Annotated in this window: 19 protein-coding genes and 3 tRNA genes; 11 read left to right on the top strand and 11 right to left on the bottom strand. The window is 70.9% G+C overall.

What is annotated here, in order from left to right:
- The first annotated feature begins 8 nt into the window (after positions 1 to 8).
- Complete coding sequence (locus MMB17_RS00835; RefSeq protein ID WP_241100726.1) at positions 9 to 2,267, top strand: xanthine dehydrogenase family protein molybdopterin-binding subunit; 2,259 nt, start codon at positions 9 to 11, stop codon at positions 2,265 to 2,267.
- Positions 2,268 to 3,469: 1,202 nt separating this feature from the next.
- Here MMB17_RS00835 and MMB17_RS00830 read toward each other — a convergent pair.
- The 4 genes from MMB17_RS00830 to MMB17_RS00815 form a co-directional block, all read right to left on the bottom strand.
- Positions 3,470 to 3,546, bottom strand: a tRNA-Met gene (locus MMB17_RS00830).
- Positions 3,547 to 4,146: 600 nt separating this feature from the next.
- Positions 4,147 to 4,222, bottom strand: a tRNA-Ala gene (locus tag MMB17_RS00825).
- A gap of 33 nt (positions 4,223 to 4,255) precedes the next feature.
- A tRNA-Ala gene (locus tag MMB17_RS00820) sits at positions 4,256 to 4,331 on the bottom strand.
- A 159-nt stretch (positions 4,332 to 4,490) separates the two neighbouring features.
- Positions 4,491 to 4,868, bottom strand: a complete 378-nt coding sequence (locus tag MMB17_RS00815; RefSeq protein WP_241100725.1) for a TIGR02300 family protein — start codon at positions 4,866 to 4,868, stop codon at positions 4,491 to 4,493.
- 297 nt (positions 4,869 to 5,165) lie between these two features.
- On the opposite strand from MMB17_RS00815, the gene aroA reads away from it, so the two are divergent.
- Both aroA and cmk read left to right on the top strand, forming a co-directional pair.
- Entirely contained in the window at positions 5,166 to 6,512 is a 1,347-nt protein-coding gene (aroA, locus tag MMB17_RS00810) for a 3-phosphoshikimate 1-carboxyvinyltransferase (RefSeq protein WP_241100724.1), read from the top strand.
- A gap of 4 nt (positions 6,513 to 6,516) precedes the next feature.
- Complete coding sequence (cmk, locus tag MMB17_RS00805; protein WP_238309779.1) at positions 6,517 to 7,149, top strand: (d)CMP kinase; 633 nt, start codon at positions 6,517 to 6,519, stop codon at positions 7,147 to 7,149.
- A 15-nt stretch (positions 7,150 to 7,164) separates the two neighbouring features.
- On the opposite strand, the gene MMB17_RS00800 is transcribed toward cmk, so the two are convergent.
- From MMB17_RS00800 to pedF, 4 genes are all read right to left on the bottom strand, one after another.
- Complete coding sequence (locus MMB17_RS00800) at positions 7,165 to 7,893, bottom strand: response regulator (protein ID WP_241102302.1); 729 nt, start codon at positions 7,891 to 7,893, stop codon at positions 7,165 to 7,167.
- A 165-nt stretch (positions 7,894 to 8,058) separates the two neighbouring features.
- Positions 8,059 to 9,855 carry a PQQ-dependent methanol/ethanol family dehydrogenase gene (locus MMB17_RS00795; protein ID WP_241100723.1) on the bottom strand — a complete coding sequence of 599 codons (1,797 nt, stop codon included), beginning with the start codon at positions 9,853 to 9,855 and terminating at the stop codon, positions 8,059 to 8,061.
- Positions 9,856 to 10,179: 324 nt separating this feature from the next.
- Positions 10,180 to 11,037, bottom strand: a complete 858-nt coding sequence (locus tag MMB17_RS00790) for a substrate-binding periplasmic protein (protein ID WP_241100722.1) — start codon at positions 11,035 to 11,037, stop codon at positions 10,180 to 10,182.
- Between the two features lie 16 nt (positions 11,038 to 11,053).
- The gene (gene pedF, locus MMB17_RS00785; RefSeq protein ID WP_238309782.1) at positions 11,054 to 11,476 is read right to left on the bottom strand and encodes a cytochrome c-550 PedF; all 423 of its coding nucleotides are present in this window, start codon (positions 11,474 to 11,476) and stop codon (positions 11,054 to 11,056) included.
- 250 nt (positions 11,477 to 11,726) lie between these two features.
- On the opposite strand from pedF, the gene MMB17_RS00780 reads away from it, so the two are divergent.
- From MMB17_RS00780 to MMB17_RS00765, 4 genes are read left to right on the top strand one after another with little or no spacing between them, the layout of a single operon-like run.
- Positions 11,727 to 12,968 (top strand): ABC transporter substrate-binding protein, encoded by a 1,242-nt coding sequence (locus MMB17_RS00780; protein WP_420847315.1) that lies wholly within the window; start codon positions 11,727 to 11,729, stop codon positions 12,966 to 12,968.
- 2 nt (positions 12,969 to 12,970) lie between these two features.
- Positions 12,971 to 13,978, top strand: a complete 1,008-nt coding sequence (locus tag MMB17_RS00775; protein WP_241100721.1) for a YVTN family beta-propeller repeat protein — start codon at positions 12,971 to 12,973, stop codon at positions 13,976 to 13,978.
- Positions 13,975 to 16,062 carry a 4Fe-4S binding protein gene (locus MMB17_RS00770; protein WP_241100720.1) on the top strand — a complete coding sequence of 696 codons (2,088 nt, stop codon included), beginning with the start codon at positions 13,975 to 13,977 and terminating at the stop codon, positions 16,060 to 16,062. The genes MMB17_RS00775 and MMB17_RS00770 overlap by 4 nt, the downstream gene beginning before the upstream one ends.
- The gene (locus MMB17_RS00765) at positions 16,059 to 17,048 is read left to right on the top strand and encodes an FAD:protein FMN transferase (RefSeq protein WP_241100719.1); all 990 of its coding nucleotides are present in this window, start codon (positions 16,059 to 16,061) and stop codon (positions 17,046 to 17,048) included. The genes MMB17_RS00770 and MMB17_RS00765 overlap by 4 nt, the downstream gene beginning before the upstream one ends.
- Here the strand turns inward: MMB17_RS00765 and MMB17_RS00760 are convergent.
- Complete coding sequence (locus MMB17_RS00760) at positions 17,009 to 18,679, bottom strand: putative bifunctional diguanylate cyclase/phosphodiesterase (protein WP_241100718.1); 1,671 nt, start codon at positions 18,677 to 18,679, stop codon at positions 17,009 to 17,011. The two genes, MMB17_RS00765 and MMB17_RS00760, sit on opposite strands and share 40 nt — an antisense overlap.
- A gap of 208 nt (positions 18,680 to 18,887) precedes the next feature.
- On the opposite strand from MMB17_RS00760, the gene MMB17_RS00755 reads away from it, so the two are divergent.
- The 3 genes from MMB17_RS00755 (at position 18,888) to MMB17_RS00745 (ending at position 22,463) form a co-directional block, all read left to right on the top strand.
- Entirely contained in the window at positions 18,888 to 20,057 is a 1,170-nt protein-coding gene (locus MMB17_RS00755; RefSeq protein WP_241100717.1) for an FIST N-terminal domain-containing protein, read from the top strand.
- Positions 20,054 to 21,424, top strand: coding sequence for a hybrid sensor histidine kinase/response regulator (locus MMB17_RS00750; RefSeq protein ID WP_420847314.1), 1,371 nt, complete (start codon positions 20,054 to 20,056; stop codon positions 21,422 to 21,424). Before MMB17_RS00755 ends, MMB17_RS00750 begins: the two co-directional genes overlap by 4 nt.
- 100 nt (positions 21,425 to 21,524) lie before the next feature.
- Positions 21,525 to 22,463, top strand: a complete 939-nt coding sequence (locus tag MMB17_RS00745) for an acetamidase/formamidase family protein (RefSeq protein ID WP_241100716.1) — start codon at positions 21,525 to 21,527, stop codon at positions 22,461 to 22,463.
- Between the two features lie 21 nt (positions 22,464 to 22,484).
- Here MMB17_RS00745 and MMB17_RS00740 read toward each other — a convergent pair whose 3' ends face one another.
- Together MMB17_RS00740 and MMB17_RS00735 are read right to left on the bottom strand one after the other, a co-directional pair.
- A complete protein-coding gene (locus MMB17_RS00740) occupies positions 22,485 to 25,055 on the bottom strand; it encodes an ABC transporter permease (protein ID WP_241100715.1) in 2,571 nt (856 codons plus the stop codon).
- The gene (locus MMB17_RS00735) at positions 25,055 to 25,753 is read right to left on the bottom strand and encodes an ABC transporter ATP-binding protein (RefSeq protein WP_420847389.1); all 699 of its coding nucleotides are present in this window, start codon (positions 25,751 to 25,753) and stop codon (positions 25,055 to 25,057) included. The genes MMB17_RS00740 and MMB17_RS00735 overlap by 1 nt, the downstream gene beginning before the upstream one ends.
- Before the next feature lie 169 nt (positions 25,754 to 25,922).
- Between MMB17_RS00735 and MMB17_RS00730 the strand changes: the two genes are divergently transcribed.
- Positions 25,923 to 26,540, top strand: a complete 618-nt coding sequence (locus MMB17_RS00730) for an arylesterase (protein WP_238310179.1) — start codon at positions 25,923 to 25,925, stop codon at positions 26,538 to 26,540.
- Positions 26,541 to 26,544 lie beyond the last annotated feature (4 nt).

Genomic DNA, 26,544 nt, shown 5'->3' with positions numbered 1-26,544 from the left:
AGGCGGGGATGAACGAGCTCACCCCCCTGCACCGTCTCGGCATCGCCACGGAGCGCGACCGCGCACCGGTGCGCAACCTCTCGCGGCGCGGCTTCCTCGGCGTCGCCTCGGGCGCCCTCCTGCTGGGCATCGATTTGCGGAACGGGTCCGCGGCGCAGCCCCGGGCGGAAGGCCCGGCCGCGGTGGCGCCGAAGCCAGGCACGCGGGTCGCCGCCTTCCTGGAGATCCGCCCGGACAATTCGGTCCGCCTGCTCAGCCCGTTCGTCGAAGGCGGCCAGGGCATCGATACCGGCCTCGCCCAGACCATCGGCGAGGAACTCGATCTCGATCCCGCCCGCTTCGCCGTGGAATGCGCGCCGCCCGGGCCCGACTACGCGGTGGTCAACGGCCTGCGCATGACCGGCGGCAGCTTCTCGACGCGCTCCAGCTTCGAGGCCGTGCGCCGCCTCGGCGCCACCGCCCGCGAGATGCTGCTGCGCGCCGCCGCCGCCCGGCTCGCCGTGCCGCAGGACAGCCTGACGACCGAGGACGGGCGCGTGATCCACGCCGCTTCGGGCCGCTCGCTGGGCTACGGCGAACTGGCCGAGGCCGCCCTGGCGCTGCCGCCGCGCGACGACGTCGCCCTGAAGGACCCGCAAAAATTCCGCTGGATCGGCAAGCCGGTGGCGCGGCTCGACAGGCACGACAAGGCGACGGGCCGGGCCGTCTACGGCATCGACATCCGCCTGGAGGGCATGCTCCACGCGGCCGTGCAGCACGCGCCGCATCTCGGCACCGAGCCGCAATCCGTCGCAAACGAGGCGGACATCCGCGCGATGCCGGGCGTCCACTCGGTCCACCGCCTGCCCGGTGCCGTGGCGGTCGTGGCGGAGTCCTGGTGGCGGGCGCGCAAGGCCGCGGAGGCCTTGCAGGTCGTCTGGACCGAGCCCGCGTCGGATGGGATCGCCACGGTCTCGAAAAACTTCTCGTCAGCGGTGATGCTGGCCGCGCTGAAAGGCACGCGCGAATCCGGAATCCCGGCCGAGCAGGAGGGCGACCCCGCCGCGGCCTTCACGGGCGCCGCCAAGGTGATCGAGGCGGAATACGATGCGCCCTACCTCGCCCACGCCCAGCTCGAACCGCCCTCGGCGGTGGCCCGGTTCACGGAAGACGGCACCCTCGATCTCTGGCTGCCGAACCAGATGCCGGAGCTGTTCCAGCAGATCGCGGCGAAGACGGCCGGTCTCGCGCCGGAGCAGGTGCGCATCCACTCGCCGATGCTCGGCGGCTTCTTCGGGCGCCACTTCTACTACGGGCCGGCCAACCCTTTCCCGCAGGCGATCCTGCTCGCCAAGGCGACCGGCCGCCCGGTGCGGGTGTTGTGGTCGCGCGAGGAGGAGTTCGGCATGGATGCGGTGCGTCCCCTGAGCTTTGCCCGCTTCAAGGCCGCCCTCGGGGCGGACGGCATGCCGGTGGCGCTTCAGACCACCGCGATCGGCGAGGGGCCGATCGGCCGCTGGTTCGGCGCGCTGTTCAAGTCGCCCGTCGATTCCTCCGTCGTCGAGGGCCTCGACAAGAAGCCCTACGCCATCCCGAACCGGCGCCTCGACTACGTGAAGGTGGCCCACCCGGTCACGATCGCCTTCTGGCGCTCGGTCGGCCACTCGATGAACGACTATTTCTACGAGAGTTTTTTAGACGAGATCGCCGCGGCCGGGAACAAGGACCCGTTCGAGCTGCGCCTCGCGCTCGTGAAGGACAGTCCGCGCCACGTCACCCTGCTGCGGAGAGTGGCGGAACTGGCCGGCGGCTGGAAGCGCGGCCCGTTCGCGGCGGAGGATGGCACGCGCCGGGCGCGGGGCCTCTCGATGGCCTCGCCCTTCGGCTCGGAGACCGCCACCATCGCGGAGGTCTCTCTGAAGGCCGGCGAGGCGCGGGTGCACGACCTCTGGATCGCCATCGATCCGGGCAGCATCGTCAATCCGGCGATCGTCAAGCGGCAGGTGGAGAGCGCCGCGGCGCTGGGCCTCTCCTCCACGCTCCTCGAACAGGTGGTCTACGAGGCGGGACAGCGGCAGGCGCGGAACTTCGACGCCTATCCGATCCTCGACCGCGCGCGGATGCCGCGGGTGCACGTGGCCATCGTCGAGAGCGGGGCGCCGATGGGCGGCATCGGCGAGCCGGGCTTGCCCGGCGTTCCGCCTGCTGTGGTCAATGCGGTGGCGGTGCTCACCGGGCAGCGCGTGCGCAGCCTGCCGCTCGCCAAGACGCGCCTCTCCGATGTTTGAGGCGCTCTCCGTCCCGTCGCCCGTCGATGGCAGCGCGTCGATACGACGGATGCCCAAAGCCCACGCCGCGTCATGAGTGGGCATCCGTGCTCCGGCCGGCCTGCGCGGACATAGCCCCGCGCGATGGCCTTGCATGTCTCGGCGAGATCCTGCTCGACCCGTAGCAAGATTTCTCGATGGCGAAGGCGAGCGCCCGCTCCGCGGCGTCCAGAGCGGCGACAACCGTCACCTGGGCCATGCTCATGGCGGCCAGGGTCTGGATCTGCGACGCGGTTGCCATGGCTGCCTCTGCCCCTGAAATCCGGTCAAGGCATCGTGCGGTCCCCTCGAAGGTCGGAGGAAAGCGGGAAGGAACCGGCCGAGGAGGCTTGACGGGGCAGCGTCACGCCAGGGAGCCAAGACGGCGGATCCGCCGGAAAAGAGGCCGTTGCACTCGGGGGAGAGTCGGCCGAGCCCGTGCTTCCCGTTAGCGGCAAACTCTTTGCCACGCCTGCAAAAGTCAGCGTATCCGCGATCAGGAGTGGTACCGGTTCGTACCATTTCGAGCCGCAGCGGCCTCTGACCCTGTGCCTGGATGGGGAATATGAAACGACAGTTCGCAACGAGGCTGCTCGCGCCTCTCAGCTTCGCGGTTATTATCGGGCTGTTCGCCTTCGCGACCCTTCAGAGCGGCGTCGGGCAGTTCTGACGGCACGGGCCCTGTGCCCGCGCGGGCGGAGGCCCGCGCCCGCCCAACCCGGCTCTCCAGACGCCATGACAGCCGCAAATTTCGCCTCCCTCCAACCTTAGACGGCTGCTTGGCGCGATCTTCGGCGCGCGCCATCGCTCGCATTCGCCTTGCCCGTATTTCGGCGCAGAGCGCTGGTGACTGGATCGGCCAGCTTTGGACGGGGCTGAGGGCGAGGATCAGATGTCGGCCATCGGAGGGGAGGGACAACGGATCGCCCTGGAGCCGGCACGGTGGCGCGGTTCAAACGAACCGCTTCAAGCCTCGTGACTGCATTCGACGATCAAGCGCGAAGCCGGACTGGCAGTCGAAGCAGCGGATCTCAGGCATTGGTCGAATGGCGTGCGGGCGCTGATCGAAGCCCTGACCATTCTACCGGATGGGCCTGTAGCAGGCTTTTCGATCTAAGCCTGTCAACGCCTCATCGAACGGGCTGGCATCTCAGAGCCGCTGCGGATCGATAGTGGGGTTGAAGTGGTAGCGAGGGAGGGATTTGAACCCCCGACACAAGGATTATGATTCCTCTGCTCTAACCAGCTGAGCTACCCCGCCACACGCGGGCATCGGCTTGCGCCGGGATGCCGTTGCGGGGCGGGGTATAGGGAGAAGGGCGCGGCCGTGTCAACGGAATCCCGCGGCGCGCGCGGAAGAATCCCGCATGGACGATCGGAGGGGCCTCGTCCCGGTTGCGGAGGGGGAGAACCGGGTTGGCCGATCGGGTGGCGGGCGGCCGGCCGCTTATGGGAACGCGGATCCTGGCCTTGCGGATCCTCGCCCCGGAGCATGTGGGTGGCTCCGTGCCCGATCTCGGCAGGCCGTTGCCCTGCTGCCCGCGTGGAAGGTTTCGTCCTGCCGTCCGTCGCCCTCGCCGGCCAAGGGCCGGCCGGGCTCGGCCCATGCCCGTCCTGTCCGGCTGTCCGGACGGGTCGCGCCTCGGCATCGGCCGTCGTCCCGGGCCGAAATGGGGGCGTGCGCCGCGGCACCGGCACGGATGGCGGCGCTGGGCTGCGGAGGGCGTAGCGGTCGGGCCGGGGGGCTTGTGCGAGGCGAACGCTTTGCCCGGCTCCGGCGGAGAGACGGACGTCGCAGGGGATCGCGCCCGGCGCGTCGGAGCTTTGTGCAGGGTCGGCGGGATCAGGAGCGGGGCGTCGTTGGTGGAGCTAAGCGGGATCGAACCGCTGACCTCCTGCATGCCATGCAGGCGCTCTCCCAGCTGAGCTATAGCCCCACGGTCAACACGACGTGGTCACGTAGATGAGGATGGTGGAGCTAAGCGGGATCGAACCGCTGACCTCCTGCATGCCATGCAGGCGCTCTCCCAGCTGAGCTATAGCCCCACTCTCAGCACCCCGGCGGCTGGTCGGCGCGGGGTGGTCGATACGCCGGCGGGGCGTCCCGTCGGCGTGAGCGGCTCTATAAGCGGGCGGCGGATCGGACTCAAGCCCCGAACCACATCCGCCCGTCGTTTTTTAGCCGGCGGACTTGGGCAGCGGGCTTCAGCCCTCTTCGTCGCCGTCGCCCTCGTTGTCGATCAGGTCGGAGACGTCGTCGTCGCCGTCCTCTTCCTCGAGGAACGTGTCGTCGTCGCCGCCGGCATCGGTGCCGCCTTCCTCGTCGTCCACGTTGATATCGTCCACGTCGTCCTCGGAGGCTTCGACCTCATCGAGGGAGACCATGTCCGGGCCGGACTTCTCCTCGTCCTCGTCATCCTCCTGCGTGGCGCGGGCGGCGACGGGGGCGGCGACGCGGCTGCTGGCGGCGACCTGGTAGATGGTTCCGCATTTGGGGCACACGGCGGGATCGCGGTCGAGGTCGTAGAACTTGGCGCCGCAGCTCATGCATTGACGCTTCAAGCCGAGTTCCGGTCTTGCCACGGGCGGTAACCTCAAGAAAACGGGGGGAAAGCGGCCGGTTAGTCGGCCCTGGCGGCCATGTCAAATACTGTCGGCCGCGCTCGAATCCGGGGGATGCCGGACGCTGCGCGCTCGGGCTCCGGCGGGGCGTTTCGCGCAGCGCTCCGAAAGGGCCGCTGCGGGGCCGTCGCGGATGACGCGGCGGCGAGGCCGTGGTAACCGCCGCCATCCCCTCCCGAAGCCATGCCACGCCACCCGCGGCGCGGCCGCGGTGCGGGAGTCATGAAGACGAATCGCCTCCCAGGCGCAGGAAGCCCCGTGTCCCACGCCCCCGCCCAATCCCTCACCGCCGCGCCGGGCCACCCCTTGCGGGGATCGCTGCGCCCGCCGGGCGACAAGTCGATCTCCCACCGGGCGATGATCCTCGGCCTGCTCGCCATCGGCGAGACCCGCGTCGAGGGCCTTCTCGAAGGGGACGACGTACTGCGCACCGCCGCCGCGGCCAAGGCGCTCGGCGCCACGGTGGAGCGCCTGGGCGAGGGGCGCTGGCGGGTGGCCGGCGTCGGCATCGGCGGCCTGTCCGATCCGGCGGAGGTGCTCGATTTCGGCAATGCCGGCACCGGCTCGCGGCTGATGATGGGCGTGGTCGGCGGCCAGCCGGTCACCGCGACCTTCGACGGGGACGCCTCCCTGCGCAAGCGGCCGATGCGGCGCATCCTCGACCCGATCCTGCGCATGGGCGCGCAGGTGGTGAGCGAGGCCGAGGGCGGGCGCGTGCCGCTGACCCTGCGCGGGCCCCGCGAGGCGATCCCGATCACCTACGAATCGCCGGTGGCCTCGGCCCAGATCAAGTCGGCCGTGCTGCTCGCCGGCCTCAACGCCCCGGGCACCACCACCCTGATCGAGGCCGCGGCCTCGCGCGACCACACCGAGCGGATGCTGCGCCTGTTCGGCGCTACGGTGGCGGTGACGCCCCACGGCCCCGGCGGCCACGGCCGCTCGATCGCGCTCACCGGCCAGCCCACCCTGCGCGGCACCGCGGTGGCGGTGCCGGCCGACCCGTCCTCCGCCGCCTTCCCGCTGGTGGCCGCCCTGATCGTGCCCGGCTCCGAGGTGACGATCGAGGGCGTGATGATGAACCCCCTGCGCACCGGGCTGATCACCACCCTGATCGAGATGGGCGGCGAGATCGAGCGCCTCAACGAGCGCGAGGAGGGCGGCGAGACCGTGGCCGACCTGCGGGTGCGCGCGAGCCGCCTCAAGGGCGTCGACGTGCCCGCCGAGCGGGCGCCGTCCATGATCGACGAATATCCGATCCTCGCCGTGGCCGCCGCCTTCGCCGAGGGCGAGACGCGGATGAACGGCCTGCACGAGTTGCGGGTGAAGGAATCCGACCGCCTCGCGGCGGTGGCCGCGGGGCTCGCCGCCAACGGCGTGCGCCACGCCATCGCCGGCGACGACCTGATCGTGACCGGCGACGGCACCGCCCCGCAGGGCGGCGGCACCGTCGAGACGCATCTCGACCACCGCATCGCCATGTCGTTCCTGGTGATGGGGCTCGCCGCGCGCGACGCGGTCACCGTCGACGACGGGGCCATGATCGCCACGAGCTTCCCCTCGTTCCGGCCGACCATGCAGGCGCTCGGCGCCGCGATCGGGGGCTGAGCCGATGCCCCTGGTCATCGCCATCGACGGGCCGGCCGCCTCCGGCAAGGGCACCCTCGCCAAGCGCCTGGCGCTGCATTACGGCCTACCGCATCTCGATACCGGGCTGCTCTACCGCGCCGTGGCCCTGACCCTGCTCGATGCCGGGAGCGCCCTGGGCGACGAGCGCGCCGCCGCCGCGGCGGCCACGGCGCTGATCGCGGACCGCTTGGCCGATCCGCGCCTGCGGGAGCGGGCGATGGGGGAGGCGGCCTCCCGCGTCTCCTCCGTGCCGGCCGTGCGGGCGGCGCTCCTGTCCTGGCAGCGGCGCTTCGCGGAGGCCGATACCGGGGCCGTGCTCGACGGGCGCGACATCGGCACGGTGGTCTGCCCGGAGGCGCGGGTGAAGCTGTTCATCACCGCGGCGCCCGAGGAGCGGGCGCGGCGGCGCTATGTCGAGCTGACGGGGCGGGGCGAGGAGACGACGCTCGCCGCCATCCTCGCGGACATCCAGAGCCGCGACGCCCGCGACCGCGACCGGGCCACGGCGCCCCTGCGCGCGGCCGAGGACGCGGTCACGCTCGACACGACGGAACTCGACGCGGACGAGGCCTTCCAGGCGGCCCGCCGCATCGTCGACCGGGCGCGGGACCAGTAGGCCCCGGAGCCGGCCTCAGCTTGTCGGGAAGCCGCCCTGGGCCTGGTCGAAGTCGAGATAGGCGGTCTCGATCACGATCTGCGTCCGGCTGATCACCTCGAGCTTGCGCAGGATCTCGGAGACATGGGCCTTCACGGTCGAGTCGCCGACCTGCAGCTCGTGGGCGATCTGCTTGTTGAGCTTGCCCTGGCGGATCATCATCAGCACGCGCAGCTGCTGCGGCGTCAGCCGGGCGATGCGCTCGGCGAGCGGCGACTTGCGCCCGCGGCCCGGGGGCGGGGTGAGGGGCGCGCCGAGATCCGGCGGCATGAACAGGGCGCCGTTCAGCACCTCGGAGATCGCGCGGGTCAGGGTCGCCTTGTCGACGGCCTTGGGCACGAAGCCGGCCGCGCCGTGATGGATCGCCTCGTGCATGATGCGCGGATCCTCCAGGCCCGACACGATCAGGATCGGCACGCGGGGGAAGCGGGTCCGGATGGTGACGAGCCCGTCGAACCCGTTCACGCCCTGCATGGTGAGGTCGAGAAGCGTCAGGTCGATGCCCGGCGTCGCCGCCAGGATCTCGCAGGCGCTGCGGATGCCGTCGGCCTCGTGCAGGCGGGCGCCGGGGAAGGCGAGGTGGATCGCGCTCGACAGCGCGTCGCGGAACAGCGGGTGATCGTCGACCACGAGAAGCTCGACCGCGCCCTGTGCGGGCGCCGTGCCGGGGATCGTGCCGCTGGTCGGGGAGGGGTCGTTCGCCATGAGGGTGGCCGTCATCGAAGTCGCGCCATCGTCGATGCGGGTCGCGCCGTCCCCGCGGGAGCCGGGAAAGCCGGCCCCGGCGGGACCACGGGGTTCCGCCGGTTGCCATGGTGAAGGGGTTCGCGGAGCGGCGCAATCGCCGCCGCCCCGCCGCCGGCCGCCGCGTCAGCGGGCGGCCACCTTCTTCGGCAGCTTGAAGGCCCAGAAGCTGCCGCCCTGGTTGATGCCGGCGGTGGACTTGGCCACCTCGCCGCCCCAGAGCGGAACCGCGCCGCCCCAGCCGGCGGTGATGCCGATCCACTGCTCGCCGTCCTGCTCCCAGGTGATCGGGGAGCCGACGATGCCGGTGCCGACCTGGAACTTCCAGACTTCCTCGCCGGTCTTGGCATCGAAGGCCTTCAGGAAGCCCTCCGGCGTGCCGGTGAAGACGAGGCCGCCGGCGGTGGAGAGGACGCCGCCCCAGAGCGGAGCCTTGTTCTTGTAGTTCCAAACCACCTTGCCGGTGGCCGGGTCGATGGCCTTGAGCGAGCCGATATGGTCCTCGAAGAGCGGCTTGATGGTGAAGCCGGCGCCGAGATAGGCGGCCCCCTTCTTGTAGTTCACCGGCTCGTTCCAGATATCCATGCCCCATTCGTTGGAGGGCACGTAGAACAGCTTGGTGTCGGGGTTGTAGCCGATCGGCATCCAGTTCTTGCCGCCGAGGAAGCTCGGCACCGCGAACACGGACTTGCCCTTCTTGCCGTCCTCGGACTTGGCCGGGTCGCCCGGGCGGAACTCGGGGTCGTAGATCGGGCGGCCGTCCTCACCGATGCCCTTGGCCCAGTTGATCTTCTCGACGAACGGCGTCGCCGAGATGAACTTCCCGTTGGTCCGGTCGAGCACGTAGAAGAAGCCGTTGCGGTCGGCGGTGCCGCCGGCCTTGATGGTCTTGCCGCCCTTGTTCAGCTCGAAGGGCACGAACTCGTTCACGCCGTCGAAGTCCCAGCCGTCATGCGGCGTGGTCTGGAAGCCCCACACGATCTCGCCGTTGTCCGGGTTGAGCGCGATGCGGGAGGCCGACCACTTGTTGTCGCCGGGGCGCAGGGCCGAGTTCCACGGGCCGGGATTGCCGGTGCCGAAATAGAGGAGATCGGTCTCGGGATCGTAGGTGCCGCCGAGCCAGGTGGCGCCGCCGCCATACTTCCACATGTCGCCCGGCCAGCTCTCGTTGACCTTGCCGGTCATGGTCGAGGGCTTGCCGTTCAGTTCGCCCATATGGCCTTCGATCACGGGGCGCTTCCACACCACCTCGCCGGTCTCGGCGTCGCGCGCCTCGACCCGGCCGACGATGCCGAACTCGCCGCCCGACACGCCGGTGATGATCTTGCCCTTCACGATCAGCGGGGCGGCGGTGTAGCTGTAGCCCGACTTGAAGTCGTCGATCTCCTTGCGCCACACGACCTTGCCGGTCTTGGCATCGAGGGCCATCAGCTTGGCGTCGAGCGTGCCGAAATAGACCTTGTCCTTGTAGAGCGCGGCGCCGCGATTCACGACGTCGCAGCAGGGCAGGATGCCCTCGGGCAGGCGGGCATCGTATTCCCACAGCTTCTCGCCGGTGCGGGAATTGATCGCGTAGATGCGCGAATAGGAGCCGGTGACGTAGAGCACGCCGTCCTTGACCAGCGGCTGGCTCTCCTGGCCGCGCTGCTTCTCGCCGCCGAAGGAGAAGGAATAGGCCGGCACGAGGCCCTTCACCGTCTCCTTGTTGATGGCCTTGAGGCCGCTGTAGCGCTGGCCCTGGGTGCCGAGGCCGTAGGTGACGACATCCTCAGGGGTCTTGGCGTCGTTGAGGATGTCCTGCTCGGACACGCCGGCCGACGCCGCGGCCTTCTCGGGCTCCTTGGCCTGGACGCTCAGCGCCGCCGAGGCGACCAGCAGCGAGGCCATCCCCGCGGCCGCCAGAAAACGGTCACGCACTCTCATGACATTCCCTCCTCGTCACGGGCGGCCTCGGCGGCTGCGCCGCCGATAGGGGAATTCCCCCTTTTATGACTTGAGCCACGCCCTTGATTCCGAGATTACCGGCTGGTTCCCCGCCGGGTTATTGGCCATAAGTCGAAGATAAGAGTTTTTGCGCCCGAGACCTCTGCTGATCGGCGCCCCTGCGTGGTCAAGGCCTGTAAAGGCCGAAGCGAATGCGCGGGATCTATTGTTGATTTGATCGACAAACGCCGCCGGCGCCCGCGTGTGCGGACGCCTTAACCGTCTCGGACTTAGGCTCGTCCCGCCGGACACATTCGGGCGGGATCAGAAACCCTGCGGGGCGGTGTAGGTCACCCCGTAGCGGTCGCAGATCGTCTTCACCGTTCCGTCCGCGATCAGAGCGGTCACCGTGTCGCCCACGGCGTAGCCGAGATCGCGGGAATTTGCGCGCACCGCGCCGCCGAGGTCCCATTTCGCGCGCATCATGCCGGGGATGGCGATCTCGACGACGGGGTTCTCTTCTCGGGGCGCCTTGGCCGCGAACAGGGCCGCCTCGATCGCCGCGCGGGAACCGGCCAGGATCGGCGCCTCGCCCGCGAGATAGGCCTGGGCCGCAGCCTCCGTGCTGCGGAAATGCAGGAGATTCTCCCGCAGGTTTCCGCCGCCGGCCATCAGGAGCTGCGCGTCGGAGGCGCTGTTGCCCTCGAGCGCGACCTTTTTGCCCTCGAAGTCCTTCAGGCTCTCGAGCCCCTCCAGCTTGTCCTTCTTCCAGGCGAAGGCGAGGTGCTGGTCGAAATAGGGGGTCGTCATGAAGACCTGCTCGTTGCGCAACGCGAGCTGCTTGTCGTTGGGCACGTGCAGCATCAGATCCGCGAGGGGCGAGCCGGCGAGGTCCCCCTTCCAAAGGTTCAGGCGGAAGTCGCCGTCGACGTTCTCCCCGGCATCGACGATGCGCAGGTTCAGCTTCACCTTGAGGCGGTCCGCGATCGCCTGGGCGAGATCGACGTCGATGCCGACGGGCTTGCCGTCCTTCATTTCGGAAAAGGGGGCGTTGTCGCCGTAGAGCGCGACGATGATCTCGCCCGCGGCCACCACCTCGTCATAGGGGCGGGCGGCGGCGGGAGCGGCGAGCCCGAGGACGAGCGCGCAGGCGAGGGCGAGGCGGCGGGCCTTGCGGGTCATGATGTTGCGGCCCGGCCTATTCTTCGTGCTTGGCGTCGATGTAGGAGCGGATCGCCCAGAGGGCTTCCTGCGAGAGCACGCCCTCGAAGGCGGGCATCTTGGTGACGCCGTTGATGACCGCGCCGTGGCGCATGCGCTCGACGAAGTATTCGTCGCCTTCCTTGCCCTGGGGCAGGTAGCGCAGATCCGGGGCGAGGCCGCCGGAGATCATCTGCAGGCCGTGGCAGCGGGCACAGTTCTGGTTGAACCCGGACGAGCCGATCGCGATCGCCTTCTCGTTGCCGCGATAGGGGTTCTCGCTCTTCCACTCCGTGCCGAGGGGCTCGAGGCCGGCCGTGTCCACCGGCTGCGGCTGGACGTCGCCATGGGCCCGGGCCGCCCCCTGTGCCAGGGCGAGGCCGAGCGCGAGGCTCCCGGCGAGAACGAGCGCCTTCTTCATCGAAACGTTTCCTCCGGTCCATGCCGCGGCTCGTGACCGGCCGCGTGCCGAGCGGCGGGCTGTCGCGCCGGCCGCTGATCTTGAGGAACGCTACCAACCCCCCGGCGGGGAACCCATTGTGCTTTGGTACGACGCCGGGAAAGACGCTCTTCCGAAACGACCTGCGACCTTGGTCCAATATCGGCCCGCCCGAGGCCCGGCCTAACCTGACGCAAACAAGACCATGGGCGGAAACGAGACCTGTCTCGGGATGTGGGCACAGGCTGATCGACGTGACGGCCGGTCGTCCCGTTTCCGGGGCGTGGCCGTCCTGCTGGGCCTCGCCGTGGCGATGCTGCCGCTGGGGCTCGCGCCGCCGGCCGCGGCGGCGGCCGAGACGATCCCCCTCACGATCGGCTATTTCGAGCACCGCATCGAGCGCCCGACGCCCCTCAACAACGAGGACCCGGTTCCCGAGGACGAGGGCCTGCGCGGGGCCGAGCTCGGCCTGCAGGATTCCAACGCCACCGGCCGCTTCGTCGGCCTCGGCTTCTCCCTGAAGCAGGCGGTGGTCGAGCCGGAGGGCGACGTGAAGGCCGCCTTCGCGGCCTTCATGCAGGCGGAGAAGCCCCGCTTCGTCATCCTCAACGCCCCGGCCGAGGACGTGCTGGCGCTCTCCGGCATGGCGGAGGCGCGGGAGACGGTGCTCCTCAATATCGGAGCGCCGGACACGCGCCTGCGCGACGCCGATTGCCGGCCGCGCCTGCTCCATGTCCTGCCCTCCCGGGACATGCTGGCCGACGCGCTGATGCAGCTCCTCGCGTTCAAGCGCTGGAACCGGATCCTGCTCGTCTCCGGCCCCAATCCCGGCGACCGGCTCTACGCGGAGGCCCTGCGCCGGAGCGCCAGGAAGTTCGGTGCCCGCATCGTGGCGGAGGCCGCCTTTGACGCCAGGGGCGCGGACCTGCGCGATTCCGCCCTGAAGGAATTCCCCGTGATCACCCGGGGGGCCGAGCACGACGTGGTCGCGGTGGCCGACGAGCTCGGCGAGTTCGGGGCCAACCTCGTCTACAACACCGCCTCGCCCCGCCCCGTGGTCGGCACGCAGGGCCTGACCCCCGCCGCCTGGGGCCGCCCCGTCGAGGCTTGGGCCGCGGTGCAGCTGCAGCAGCGCTTCCGCCGGCTCGCGGGCCGGGCGATGTCGCCGGCCGACTGGGCCGGCTGGATGGCGGCCCATGCCGTCGGCGAGGCGGCGGTGCAGCTCAAATCCGCCGATGCGGGCGCCGTGCGCGACCTGATGCTCTCGCCCACCTTCGAGGTCGGCGGTTTCAAGGGCCGCTCCCTGAGCTTCCGGCCCTGGAACGGCCAGCTGCGCCAGCCCCTGTTCGTGCTCTGGCCGGGGGCGGTGGTCGCCGCCGCCCCGGTCGAGGGCTTCCTGCACCGGCGGACCGATCTCGACACCCTCGGGCTCGACCAGCCCGAAAGCGCCTGCAAGGCCTTCGGAGGACCCTGACGATGCGCCGCGCCGCCCTTCTCCTCGTCCTGTCGCTCGCGGCCGCGCCGGCGCGGCCGCACGAGGTCTATGTCACCAACGAGCGGGACAACACCGTTTCGGTGATCGATTCCGCCACCTGGGAGGTCACCCGGACCTTCCCCGTGGGCCGCCGGCCGCGGGGGCTCACCTTCTCGAAGGACGGCGCCCGGCTCTTCGTCTGCGCCAGCGATTCCGACGCGGTGCAGGTGATCGATCCGGAGAGCGGCAAGCTCCTGCACAACCTGCCCTCGGGCGAGGACCCGGAGCAGTTCACCCTCTCGCCGGACGGCAAGACGCTGTTCATCGCCAACGAGAACAACGCCACCACCACGGTGGTCGATGCCGATAGCCGTAAGGTGCTGGCCCAGATCGATGTCGGCATCGAGCCCGAGGGCATGGCGGTGAGCCCCGACGGCCGAATCGCGGTGACGACCTCAGAGACCACCAACATGGTCCACTGGATCGACACCGGCACCCTCCAGGCCGTCGACGCGACGCCGGTCGGCCAGCGCCCGCGTCACGCGGAGTTCTCGAAGGACGGCAGCCGGCTCTGGGTCTCCTCCGAGATCGGCGGCACCGTCTCCGTGGTCGATGTGGCCAGCCGCAAGGTCGTCGAGACGATCGGCTTCGCGGTGAAGGGCATCTCGGCCGACCGGATCCAGCCGGTCGGCATCAGCCTGACCGAGGACGGCCGCCTCGCCTTCGTGGCGCTCGGCCCCTCCGACCGCATCGCCGTGATCGACGCGAAGACCTACAAGGTGCTGAGCTACGTGCTGGTCGGCCGCCGGGTCTGGCACACGGCGCTGACGCCGGAGCAGGACCGCCTCGTCACCACCAACGGCGTCTCCGGCGACGTCACCGTCATCGACGTCGCGACCCTGAAGCCGATCAAGAGCGTCAAGGTCGGCCGCTTTCCCTGGGGCGCCGCCTTCCGCCCCCGGGGCGGGGAGGCGACGCCGCAGAACCGCTCGGCCGGGGTGGCGGAGTGAGCGCCGCCCTCCGAGCGCTCCTCCTCCTCTTCCTCGTCCTCCTCGCCCCCGCCGAGGCCGGTACCCTGGACCGGGCGGGGATGGAGAGGCTGTTCCCGGCGCCCCTCGTCGTCGGGGAGAAGGACGAGGTATTGCCGGTCTGGCCGATCCTGAAGCAGCAGGCGGGATCCTACGAGGTCTTCGCCTACGCCTTCGAGTCGATCGACTTCGCGGCGATCCCGGGCTTCGGCGGCACGGCGCCGAACCTGCTCGTGGCGCTCGCGCCGGATGGCAGCTTCCGCGACGTGAAGGTGCTCTCGCATCACGAGCCGGTCTTCCTCGAAGGGCTCGGCGCCGAGCCGCTCTTCGCCTTCGTCGAGCAATATGTCGGGATGTCCGCCCGGCGGCCGATCCGGGTCGGGCGGCCGAACGCCCGGGCGAACGGCGCCTCGCCCCTCGGCGTGGTCGACGGCGTCTCCATGGCCACCGCCTCGACGCGGGTGATCAACGAGACCCTGCTCGCCTCGGCGCTGGCCGTGGCCCGGGCGAAGCTCGGCTTCGGCCAGGCGGCCCAGGTCGGGCTGAAGGTCGAGGCCAAGCCCGACCTCTATGAGCCCCTCGACGGGCCGGCCCTGCTCCGCCGGGGTTGGCTGAAGCGCTTCCGGCTCGGCAACGGGGAGGTGGACCGGGCCTTCGCCGGCACCGCCGTCGAGGGCGTCTCGGAGGGCGCGCCGGAGGAGACCTTCGCCGATCTCTTCCTCGCCTATCTCAACGTGCCCTCGATCGGGCGCAACCTCCTCGGGGAGGCCGCCTTCGCCCGGCTGATGCGGGAGCTCGGCCCCGGCGACCACGCGGTGATGGTGGTGAGCGCCGGCCCCTGGAATCCCCTCGGCGAGAGCTTCGTGCTCGGCTCGATCCCGGACGGGCTCTCGGTGGTGCAGAACGGCCTCGCGGTGAATGCCCGTGACATGGCGATCGAGCGCCGCGGCCTCGGGGAGGCGGGGCTGCCGGAGGGGCCCTGGACCATCCTCAAGATCGTGCAGCAGGCCGGCTTCGACCCCTCCGCCCCCTGGACGCTCACCATGAAGGTCACCCGCGCGCGCGGGCAGATCTTCCCCGAGCGCGTCACGAAGGAATTCTCCACCGATTACGTCCTGCCGCCGAACCTGTTCAGCCGCGAGAAGCCGGAGGACGGCCCGTCCTGGACCGAATCCTGGCGCGCCCGCGCCCCGGAGATCGGGCTGATCCTGGCGAGTTTCGGCCTGCTGGTGCCGGTGCTGGCGCGCCAGCGCGGTCTGGTGGCCGACCGGCGGCACTTCCCGGTCTTCCGCCTCGCCTTCCTGGCCTTCACCCTCGGCTTCGTCGGCTGGTACGCGCAGGCCCAGCTCTCGATCGTCACCGTGGTCGGCGCCGTGCGCGCCGCCCTCGTCACCCACGATGTCGGCTTCCTGCTCTACGATCCGCCCTCGCTGGTGATCTGGGCCTTCGCCCTGGCCGCCCTGTTCGCCTGGGGGCGGGGCACCTTCTGCGGCTGGCTCTGCCCCTTCGGCGCCCTGCAGGAACTCGTCGCCGCCCTGGCGCGGCCCCTGCGCCTGCGCCCGATCGCGGTGCCCGAGCGGGCCGACAGGCTGCTGCGGCTCCTGAAATACGGCGTGCTCGCCGGCATCGTCCTGGCCGCCGCCGCGGGCTCGCCCCTGGCCGACAGCCTCAGCGAGGTCGAGCCGTTCAAGACCTCGATCACCCTCTACTTCCTGCGCAGCTGGCCCTTCGTCGTCTACGCGGTCGGTCTCGTCGTCCTCAACCTCTTCGTCTTCAAGGGCTTCTGCCGCTATCTCTGTCCGCTGGGCGCCACCTTCGCCCTGCTCGGCAAGGTGCGGCTCCTCGACTGGATCCCCCGCCGGGCCGAATGCGGCAGCCCCTGCCAGCTCTGCAAGGTGCGCTGCCGCTACGGCGCCATCGCGCGCTCCGGCCGCGTCGATTACGACGAGTGCTTCCAGTGCATGGATTGCGTCACCATCGTCCGGGATCCCGGCCTCTGCGTGCCGCAGATCCTGGAGCGCAAGCACGCCCGCCCGAAGCCGCTCCAGCCCCTGGCCGCCGAATGACCCGCCCGATCCTCCCCTGGCGCCCGGGGCGGCGCCGGCTCCTTCTCGGCGGAGTCGGGGCGCTGGCAGGCCTCGCGGCCGGGCCGAGGGCCTTCGCGCGGCTCTCCCGCGACCATGGCCTGCAGGCGCGCAGCCGCGCCGGCCTCGCCTTCGGCACCACCGTCACCCTGACCGTGGCGGGGCCCGATGCGGGGGCGCTGGAGGCGGGGCTGCACGACGCCTTCCGGGCGATCCGCGCCGTCGAGGCCGCGGTCAGCCTGTTCCGGCCCGACAGCGCCCTGTCGCGGCTGAACCGCGACGGCCGCCTCGACGCGCCCGATCCGCTCCTGTGCGCGCAGCTCCGCGTCGCCCTCGAGCTGGCCCGGGCCAGCGCGGGCGCCTACGACCCCACCGTCCAGCCGCTCTGGACCCTCTGGGCGCAGGCCTCCGCCCGCGGCGAGCGGCCGGACGGGGCCGCCCTGGCGCGAACCCTTTCCCTGGTCGACTGGCGCGGGATCGAGATCGGCGAGGAGCGCATCCGGCTGGCCCGGCCCGGCATGGGGATCACCCTGAACAGCCTCGCCCAGGGCTTCGCCGCCGACCGGGTGATGGCGGCCCTGGAGGCGGCCGGGATCCGGGACGCCTTCGTCGATACCGGGGAGTTCGGCGCCACCGGCCGCCACGCCGACGGCACGCCCTGGCGCCTCGGGCTCGCCCGGGTGCGGGCGCCGGGGGAGATCGCGGCGGTGATCGATCCGTTCTCGGGCTTCGCCTCGACCTCGGGGGACGAGTCCACGACCTTTTCGGCGGACCACAAGGACCATCACATCTTCGATCCGCGGACCGGCTTCTCGCCGACCGCCCTGTCCGCGGTCACGGTGACGGCGCCGAGCGGGCTCCTCGCGGACGGGCTGTCGACGGCCGCCTTCGTGCTCGGGCCGGAACGCGGCGCGGCGCTGGTGGCGCGCTATGCCGCCTGCACCGCCCGCTTCACCGCCAAGGTCTGAGCGTTGATCCGCGCGACGAGCGCCGGGTCGGGCTTCCGCGGTCCCGGCGGCGGCAGCAGGGCGAGGGGCGGCTCCGTGCCGCCCCCGGGCAGGGCCGGTATCCCCTCGGCGGCGACGTAGCGGTCGGTGTCCGGCTTCGACATCGGCCTGCCGAAGAGGTAGCCCTGGCCGAAGTCGCAGCCCTGGTTCGACAGCCAGGCCACGCTGGTGTCGTTCTCGATGCCCTCCGCGGTGGTGGCGAGCCCCAGGCTGTTGCCGAGCTTGATGATCGCGTCCACGAGCTTCGCCCGCTCGTCGCCCATGTCGATGGAGCTCACGTAGGAACGGTCGATCTTCAGCTTGTCGAACTTCAGCTCGCGCAGGTGGTAGAGGCTCGAATAGCCGGTGCCGAAATCGTCGAGGGCGATGCGCACGCCCAGCGCCTGGAGCGAGGCCAGGGTCGCCCGCGTGGCGTCGAGATCGTTCATCAGCACCGTTTCGGTGATCTCGATCTCCAGGCGCTCGGCGGGAAAGCCGGATTCCGTCAGGATCGCGAGGATCTTCCGGGCGAGCAGGGGATCCTGGAACTGCACCGGCGAGATGTTGACCGCGAGCTGGAGATGGGACGGCCAATGGGCCGCGTCGCGGCAGGCCTTGCGCAGGAGCTGGTAGCTCATCTCGGCGATGAGGCCGGTCTCCTCGGCGACCGGGATGAAGGCGGCGGGCTGCATCAGGCCCCGCTCGGGATGGCGCCACCGGGCCAGGACCTCGAACCCGATCAGCCCCTGGCCGGGCAGCGCCACCACGGGCTGGTAGAAGGGCTCGATCTCGCTGCGTTCGAGGGCCCGGCGCAGGTCGCATTCCAGCTTGGCCCGGGCCTTCAGCGCCGCATCCATGGCGTCCTCGAAGACCCGGTAGGGGAGGCCCTCCCGCTTCGCCTGGATCATGGCCAGGTCCGCAGCGTGCATCACCGCCTCGGCGCCCCGCTCCCCGCTGGCGAGGGCGATCCCGACCGTGGCGCCGACGGACAGCGCCTGCCCCTCCCAGAGGATGGGCTCGGAGATCGCGGCGACGAGGCTCTGGGCCAGCCGGGCGAAGCTCTCCCGCCCCCCGTCCTCCTCCACGAGCAGGGCGAACTCGTCCCCGCCGAGACGGGAGGCCATGCCGCCCGGCGGCAGAAGCCGGGACAGCCGGTCCGCCACGGCGCAGAGAACGGCATCGCCGGCGGTGTGGCCATGGAGGTCGTTGATCGGCTTGAAGCGGTCCAGATCGATCAGCAGCACGGCGGCATCCGCCGCCTCCGCCCGGCTCCGGCAGGCCTCGACCGCCTCCACGAAATGGCGCCGGTTGGCGAGGCCGGTGAGCGGATCGTGGCGGGCGGCGGCCGTCGCCTCGCCCTCCGCCGCATCCCGCTCGCGCATGGTCCGGCGCAGCTGGAGCGACTTGCGCAGGCTCGCGGCGAAGCCGCCGAGCCCGAGGAGGAAGCCGAGCATCAGAAGATCCGACAGGCCGTAGGTCACGACGAGGCGGTCGAGGGCGCGGAACGCCTCCAGCTGGATGCCGACGACCCAGCAGCACACGCCCATCATCATCAGGCAGAGCGCCTCGTAGAACTCGCTCTGGCCCCAGCCGATCCTGCGCCGCGGATCCATCCTGTCCTCCGACCGGTGCGCCACTTGGCCAGCGGTCGATTAACGAGCGGTTTAAGAATCCCGATCTGTGGATTGTTGAAATCACACTTCACACGCTGCGGTCGCAGTCCTTCCCGGGCATTGCACCGCGTCTGCCCACGGGACATAACTTCCGGTCAAAGATCGGGGGCCGCTTTGCCGGAACACCCCGCGCCATGGGAGGAAGACGGTGGTGCACGGCACCCAGATGCGTCGGCATCTGTGCGGCATACAGACGGCCTGGTCCGATGCGGGCGAGGCCGAGCCTGCCGTCGCGTCGATCGCGGCCGAGATCGATCCGGCCGTGGTGGGCCATCTGCTGGTGTTCTTCTCGCCGGTCTATTCCGCCGAGGAGGTGGCCGCGGCGCTGGCGCGGCACTTCCCGGGCGTCGGCGTCTCCGGTTGCAGCACCTCCGGGGGCATCAGCCCGGCGGGTGCCATCGATCGCGGGCTCGTCCTGATCGCCTTCCCGCGCAAGGGCTTCCGCATCGTCTCCGCGATCCTGCCGGCGATCGACCATCTGGACGTGGAGCGCACCGCCTCCTCCGTCCGCGCCCTGCGCCGCACCCTCGACCAGGGCCGCGCCGACGCGGCCCAGACCGGCCGCTTCGCGATCTCCCTCATCGACGCCCTGGCCAATGCCGAGGAGACCGTGGTCTCCGCCGTGGCCTGGGCCCTCGACGGGATCCCCCTGGTCGGCGGCTCGGCAGGGGACGATCTCGCCTTCTGCGGGACGGCGCTGCTCCATGACGGCGTGATCCACCGGAACGCGGCGATCATCGTGCTGGTCGAGACCGATTTCCCGGTCCGCATCTTCAAGAGCGACAATTTCGAGCCGACGGACAAGAAGTTCGTCGTCACCGCCGCCTGCGAGGACCAGCGCCGGGTCCAGGAGCTCAACGCGGAGCCCGCGGCCCGGGAATACGCCATGGCGGTCGGCCTCGATCCCGAGCACCTGACGCCGTTGAGCTTCGCCGCCTATCCCCTCGCGGTGAAGATCGGCGGCGAGTATTTCTGCCGTTCGATCAGCCGCTGCGAGCCGGATGGGTCGCTCACCTTCTTCTGCGCCATCGGCGAAGGCGTGGTGCTGACCCTGGCCCAGCCGCGCGACATCGTGGAGGCGACCCGGGCGGAGCTCGCCGCCCTGGACCAGGCGCTCGGCGGCCTCGACCTCGTGATCGGCTTCGATTGCGTGTTGCGCCGGCTCGACGCCGAGAGCCGGCAGGTCCGCCACCGCATCGCCGACCTCTACCGCCGCTACGGCGTGGTGGGATTCGAGACCTATGGCGAGCAGTACCGCTCGATGCACCTGAACCAGACATTCACGGGCATCGCCATCGGCCGGGCCGAGGGGCCATGAACCGGCCGACCCTGTGGGGAGCCGCGATGGACGCCGAGACGCCGGACACCGTCGAGGGCCTGACGCGCCGGGTGGCCAAGCTGGAGCGCATCAACGCCGCGCTCATGGCCCATGTCGAGCGCACCATGGACCAGCAGGGGGGCGCCTATTCCCTGTTCCAGACGGCGATCATGCTGGAGGGCCGCGTGCGGACGCGGACCGAGGAACTGACCACCCTGATGCACCGCCTGGAGCGCTCCAACGAGGCGCTGGTGGCGGCCAAGGAGGAGGCGGAGACCGCCAACCGCTCCAAGACCCGCTTCCTCGCCGCGGCGAGCCACGACCTGCTGCAGCCCCTGAACGCTGCCCGGCTCTCCCTCTCGGCCCTCACCGACCTCGCCACGGCCCCCGACGCCCAGACCATCGCCGGCCAGGTCGAGCGCGGGCTGCAGACGATCGAGGACCTGATCAAGACCCTGATCGACATCTCGAAGCTCGATGCCGGCATCGTGCGCCCGATGATCAAGGCGGTGCGGCTCGCCGACATGTTCGCGACTATCGACGCGAGCTTCCGGCCCTTCGCCGAGCGTAAGGAGCTGCGCCTCGTCAGCCGCTGCCCGGACCTCGTCGTGCAGACCGACGTGGTCCTGCTCCAGCGCATCCTGCAGAACCTCGTCTCCAACGCGATCCGCTACACGGAGAGCGGCGGCGTGCTGCTCTGCGGCCGGTTGCGCGGCAAGACCTGCCGCGTCGACGTGATCGATACCGGGCGCGGCATCGCGGAGACCGAGCGCAGCCTCGTCTTCGAGGAATTCTACCGGGGCGCCAAGGACACCGACGACGGCGAGGTCGGCCTCGGGCTCGGCCTCTCGATCGTGCAGCGCATGGCCTCGACCCTGGGGCACCCGATCACGCTCGCCTCCCGCGTCGGGCACGGCACGCGCATGACGCTGGAGCTGCCCATCGCCACGACCCGGCCGGACGCGCAGGTCCGCATCGCCCCCGTCGCCACCACGCTGACCGGCGCCCGCGTCCTGATCGTGGAGAACGACGCCACCGCCGCCGACGCCCTTCAGCGCCTGCTGCGGGGCTGGGACGCCAAGGTGCAGACCTTCCGCGACCTCGAAGCCGTCGTCGCCGGCCTCGAAGCCGGGATGATGCGTCCCGACGTGATGTTGATCGATTATCATCTCGACCACGGAGCCTGCGGCCTCGACGTCGTCACCCACCTCCGCCAAACCCAGAACTGGGCCACGCCGGTGATCGTCACCACCGCCGATTACGCGCCCGAGATCCAGGCTCGGGTGATCGAGATCGGTGCCGAGCTCGTGCACAAGCCGATCAAGCCGGCGCAGCTGCGCTCGCTGCTCGCCTACATGCTGGCCTGACGACCGGTCGGAGCCTTTCACGAAGGTTGCATGCGGGATCGCGCGGTCGCGTCGGGGGCGGCGCATCCGCGACCTCGGCAACCCGTGAAGGCTATCCTCGATGCCCGCGCACCACGACATCCCCGCGACCCCCGACGTCCTGGTCTTCGGTGTGTTCGAGCCCGGCCGTGCCCCGGTCTTGGAGATCGCCTCCGGCGACGAGGTGACGCTGCATTCGCTGCCCGCCGGAGGCCGGAGCTGCCTGCACCCGGATCCGGCCCGCGTCCCCGCCGAGCTGCGTGCCGCCCTCGACGCCCATGACGCCGCGCCCGGCCCGCATTTCGTCACCGGCCCGATCCATGTGCGCGGGGCCGAACCCGGCGACGTGCTGCAGATCGACATCCTCGACGTTCGATGCCGGCTGGATTGGGGCTCCGTCTCCATCCTGCCGCTGCTCGGGACGCTGCCCGACGAGTTCACCGCGTACGAGACGGTCCATGCCGAGATCGATGCCGCCCGCGGCGTCGCCGTCCTGCCCTGGGGCCGGGCGCTGCCGCTCGCGCCCTTCTTCGGGATCCTGGCGACGCAGCCGCCCCGCATCTGGGGGCCGGTGACGACGCCCGTGCCCCGCGCTTTCGGTGGCAACATGGACAACAAGGAGCTGCGGGCCGGCGCGACGCTCTACCTGCCGGTCTTCGAGCCGGGCGCAGGCTTCTATGCCGGCGACGGCCATGCTCTCCAGGGCGACGGCGAGGTCTGCATCACCGCCCTCGAAACCGCGCTGACGGGCACCTTCCGGCTCACCGTGCGCAAGGACCTCGGCTATGCGTGGCCCTTCGCCGAGACGCCGACGGACCTCATGACCATCGGCCTGCACGAGAGTCTCGACGAGGCGATGCGGCAGGCCGTGCGCGAGATGGTCCGGCACGTCTGCGCCCGCACCGGCCTCACCCGCAACCAAGCCTACATGCTCGCCTCGCTCGCGGGAAACCTGCGCATCACGCAGACGGTGGACGGCAACAAGGGCGTGCACATGCTGATGCCGAAAACGGCGCTCTGAGCACCGTTCTCCCGCAAGCCGTCACAGCGTCCGCAGATAGGGCGCCGGTTTCTGGCCGAGGATGCGCCAGGTGCCGGCGAGTCCGACCAGGACCGCGAAGGCCACGGCGAGGCCGGCCGCGAGCAGGGCGCCCCCCCAATCCGGCACGAAATCGAGCCGCATTACTTTTGCCACCACCACCCAGGCGGCGAGGGTACCGGCGCCGAGCCCGAATAGGGCGGTCGCGAGCCCGAGGGAGCCATATTCGAGGGTATAGGCCGAGAGCAGCCGGCCGCGGGCCGCGCCGAGGACCTTCAGCACCACCGCGTCGTAGAGCCGGGCCTGGTGCCCGGCGGCGAGCGCACCGGCCAGGACGAACAGGCTCGCCAGGATCGCCACCGCGCTCGCCGCGCGGATGCCGAGCACCAGCTTGCCGACCACGTCGTTGACCGCTTCGAGGGCGTCCTTCACCCGCACGCTGGTGACGGAGGGGAATTGCCGCGCCGCATCGCGCAGCACCCGCGCCTCCAGTGCCGGATCGGGCCCGTTCGGCAGGGTGAGGGTGGCGAGGTCCGAATGCGGCGCGCCCCGGAAGGTGCCGGGCGAGAACACCATCACGAAGTTGATGCCGAGGTTGCGCCACTCGACCTTGCGCAGGTTCACGATCGTCGCCGTCAGGTTGCGGCCGAGGACGTTCACCGTGACCGTGCTGCCGAGCTTCAGCCCGAGGGCCTTGCCGAGCTCCGCATCGAAGGAGACGAGGGGCTCCTTCGCGTCCTCGGCGTTCCACCAGGAGCCGGCGACCAGGGTCGAGCCCTCGGGCAGATCCGCGGCGTAGGTGATGCCGCGGTCGCCCTCCAGCACCCAGGCCGCGTCGTCCGGCGGCCGGATCTTCTCGGCCGGCGTACCGTCCAGCGCCACGATGCGCCCGCGCATCATCGGCACGCGCTCGATCTTCCCCTCCGGCGCCGCCTTGCCGAGGAAGGCGTTGAAGGCATCCGCGTCCCGCGAGGGGATGTCGAGGAAGAACAGGCTCGGGGCCTTCTGTGGCAGGGAGCGGGTCAGCGTGCGGGTGATATTGGCGTCGATCAGGCTCAGCGCCACGAGGAGAGTGGTGCCGAGGCCGAGGGAGAGCACGATGGCCGGCGTCAGGGCGCCGGGGCGGTGCAGGTTGGCGAGCGCCATCCGCGGCGCGGCCTGGCGCGGGCGAGGCAGACGCGCGGCCCCCTTCATCAGCCCGTAGGCGACGAGGCGCAGCAGGGCGAAGGCGATGGCGGCCGCGGCCATGAAGATCAGCGCCACCTTGCGGTCGAAGGCCGTGGCCAGCGCCAGCCCGACCAGGGCGGCGAGGGCCGCTGCGAGCACCAGCCGGTAACGCAGGCGCGGGCGGCGCGCGGAGGGATCGACGGTGTCGCGAAACAGCCCGGAGACCGGGATGTCGTGCGCCCGCCCCAGCGGCGTAATCGCGAAGGCCAGGGCCGTGAGCAGGCCATAGGCGGCGGCGAGGGCCAGCTCGCCGGGGTCGAGGGCCGGCTCCAGCGGCAGGGGCAGGGAATCGCGGAAGACCGCATCGATCAGGAAGGGCAGGGCGGCGCCGACGGCGAGGCCGAGCCCGGTGCTGAGCAGGGCGATCAGCATCACCTGCGTCAGGTACAGGGCGACGACCTGTCCCCCCGGCGCGCCGACGCTCTTGTAGGTAGCGATGGCGCCGCGCTTGCGGTCCACGAAGGCGCGCACGGCATTGGCCACGCCGACCCCGCCGACGATGAGGGCGGTGAGCCCGACCAGGGTGAGGAACTGGGTGAAGCGCTCGATGCTGGTGGCGAAGCGCGGGTCGGCGTTGCTCCGCGAGCGCACCTCCCAGCCCGCCTCCGGTTGGGTCTTGGCGATCGCCTTGGTGGCCGCTTCCAGCGCGGTGTCGCTCGTGTCCGGAAGCTGGAGCCGGTAGCTCCAGCGGTTGAGGCTCCCGGGCTGGATCAAGCCGGTCGCCCGCAGGGCCGCCATGGAGACGAGGAGGCGCGGACCGAAGCCGAGGCCGGTGCCGATCCGGTCGGGCTCCGAGACGAGGCTCGCCCGGATCGCGACGGGTGTGCCGGCGATGGTGATGCGGTCTCCGGGCTTCAGGTCGAGCCGGGTGAGCAGGGCCGGATCGGCCACGGCGCCATAGGCCCCGTCGCGTTCGACGAGCAGGTCGGCCAGCGGCGCCTTCGGTTCGGTGACGAGCTCGCCGGCGGTCGGGTAGGCCGCGTCCACCGCCTTCAGCTCGACCAGGGCCGCGCCCTCGCCGGCCAATGCCATGGCGCGCAGGGTCGCCACGGTGGCGAGCCGGCCTTGGGCTTCGAGCGCCGCGATCTCGGCCGGCGTCGCCTCGCGGTTGATCAGGTTGTAGGCGAGGTCGCCGCCGAGGATGCGCCGCCCCTCGCGGCCGAGCCCGTCCTCCAGGGAACGGGCGATCGAGGCAACACCGGCGATGGCGGCGACGCCGAGCGCGATGCAGGCGATGAAGACCATGAAGCCCGACAGCCCGCCGCGCAGCTCGCGGAGTGCGAGACGCAGGGTAAGCGGAAACCGGCTTCGGCGCTCGGGCGCCGGGCGGGGCAGAGTGCCGTGCATCAGGCCACGGCCTCCGCCGCCGCCTCGATCAGCCCCGAGCGCAGGCGGATCGTGCGGTCGCAGAGCCGGGCGAGTCCCGGGTCGTGGGTGACGAGGACGAGGGTCGATCCCCGGTCCCGCTTGAGCGCGAAGAGCAGCTCCACGATCTGCTGGCCGGTCGCCTCGTCGAGATTGCCGGTGGGCTCGTCCGCCACCAGGATCGCCGGGTTCGGCGCCACCGCGCGGGCGATGGCGACGCGCTGCTGCTCGCCGCCGGAGAGCTGGGCCGGGTAATGGTGAAGCCGGTGACCGAGGCCGACCGCCTTCAACTCCGCCTCCGCCCGCGCATGGGCGTCGGGGGCATCGGCGAGTTCGAGGGGCAGGGCCACGTTCTCCAGGGCCGTCATGGTCGGCACCAGATGGAAGGCCTGGAACACGATGCCGATCCGCCGCCCCCGGAAGCGGGCGAGGGCATCTTCGTCCAGGCCGGAGAGATCGGTGCCATCGACGGCGATGCGGCCCGCATCCGGCCGCTCCAGCCCCGCCATCACCATGAGCAGGGTCGATTTGCCCGAGCCCGAGGGCCCCACGAGGCCGACCGCCTCGCCGCGGGCGACGTCGAGGGAGATGCCGCGCAGCACGTGCACCTTGGCGGCCCCGCGTCCCAGGCTGAGGTCGATGCCGGAGAGGGCGATGGCGGGGGCGGGGTTGTCCATCATCGGCAAACGTCCGATCTGTGCGGGCGGGTCGGAGGCATCGGCAGGAGAGGCGGCCTCGATGGCGGAGGAGAAGCGCGTTGTGTCACGCATCGTCCGGTTTCGCGAGGGCGAACGCCCACGCTTGCGCCCGCATGTGGGGGCGACGCTCGTGGCCTGCATGGGTGCGCTGATGATGCTCGTTGCCGCAGCCCTCGGCTCCGGCGCCTCGGCGGAGACCGGCCGCACCCTCAAGCTCGTGGCTCTGGGCGACAGCCTCACGGCCGGCTATCGGCTGCCGGCGGACCAGGCCTTCCCGGCCGTGCTGGAGCGCGCCCTCAAGGCGAAGGGCTTTTCCGTCGAGATCGCCAATGCCGGCGTCTCCGGCGATACCACCACCGGCGGCCTCGACCGGCTCGACTGGTCGGTGCCGGACGGGACCGACGGCGTCATCCTGGAGCTCGGCGCCAACGACATGCTGCGGGGCACCGACCCGGCCGTGCCGCGCAAAGCCCTCGGCGCGATCCTCGCCCGGCTGAAGGAGCGGAACATCCCCGTGCTGCTCGCCGGCATGAAGGCCTCGCGCAATCTCGGGCCGGACTACGTCGCGAGGTTTGACGCGATCTACCCCGACCTCGCCCGGGAATACGGGCTGGTGCTCTATCCCTTCTTCCTCGACGGCATCACCGGCGACCCGGCTCTCCACCTCGACGACAATCTCCACCCGAACCCGAAAGGCGTCGCGCGGATCGTCGACGGCATCCTGCCCTCGGTCGAGCGTTTCCTCGGCACGCTCGCCGCGAAGGGCTGATCGG

The sequence above is a fragment of the Methylobacterium organophilum genome (genome assembly GCF_022533465.1).
GTDB lineage: Bacteria > Pseudomonadota > Alphaproteobacteria > Rhizobiales > Beijerinckiaceae > Methylobacterium > Methylobacterium organophilum.
Note: the sequence above shows the minus strand (reverse complement) of the source record. Positions and strands in the feature narration are given on the sequence as shown.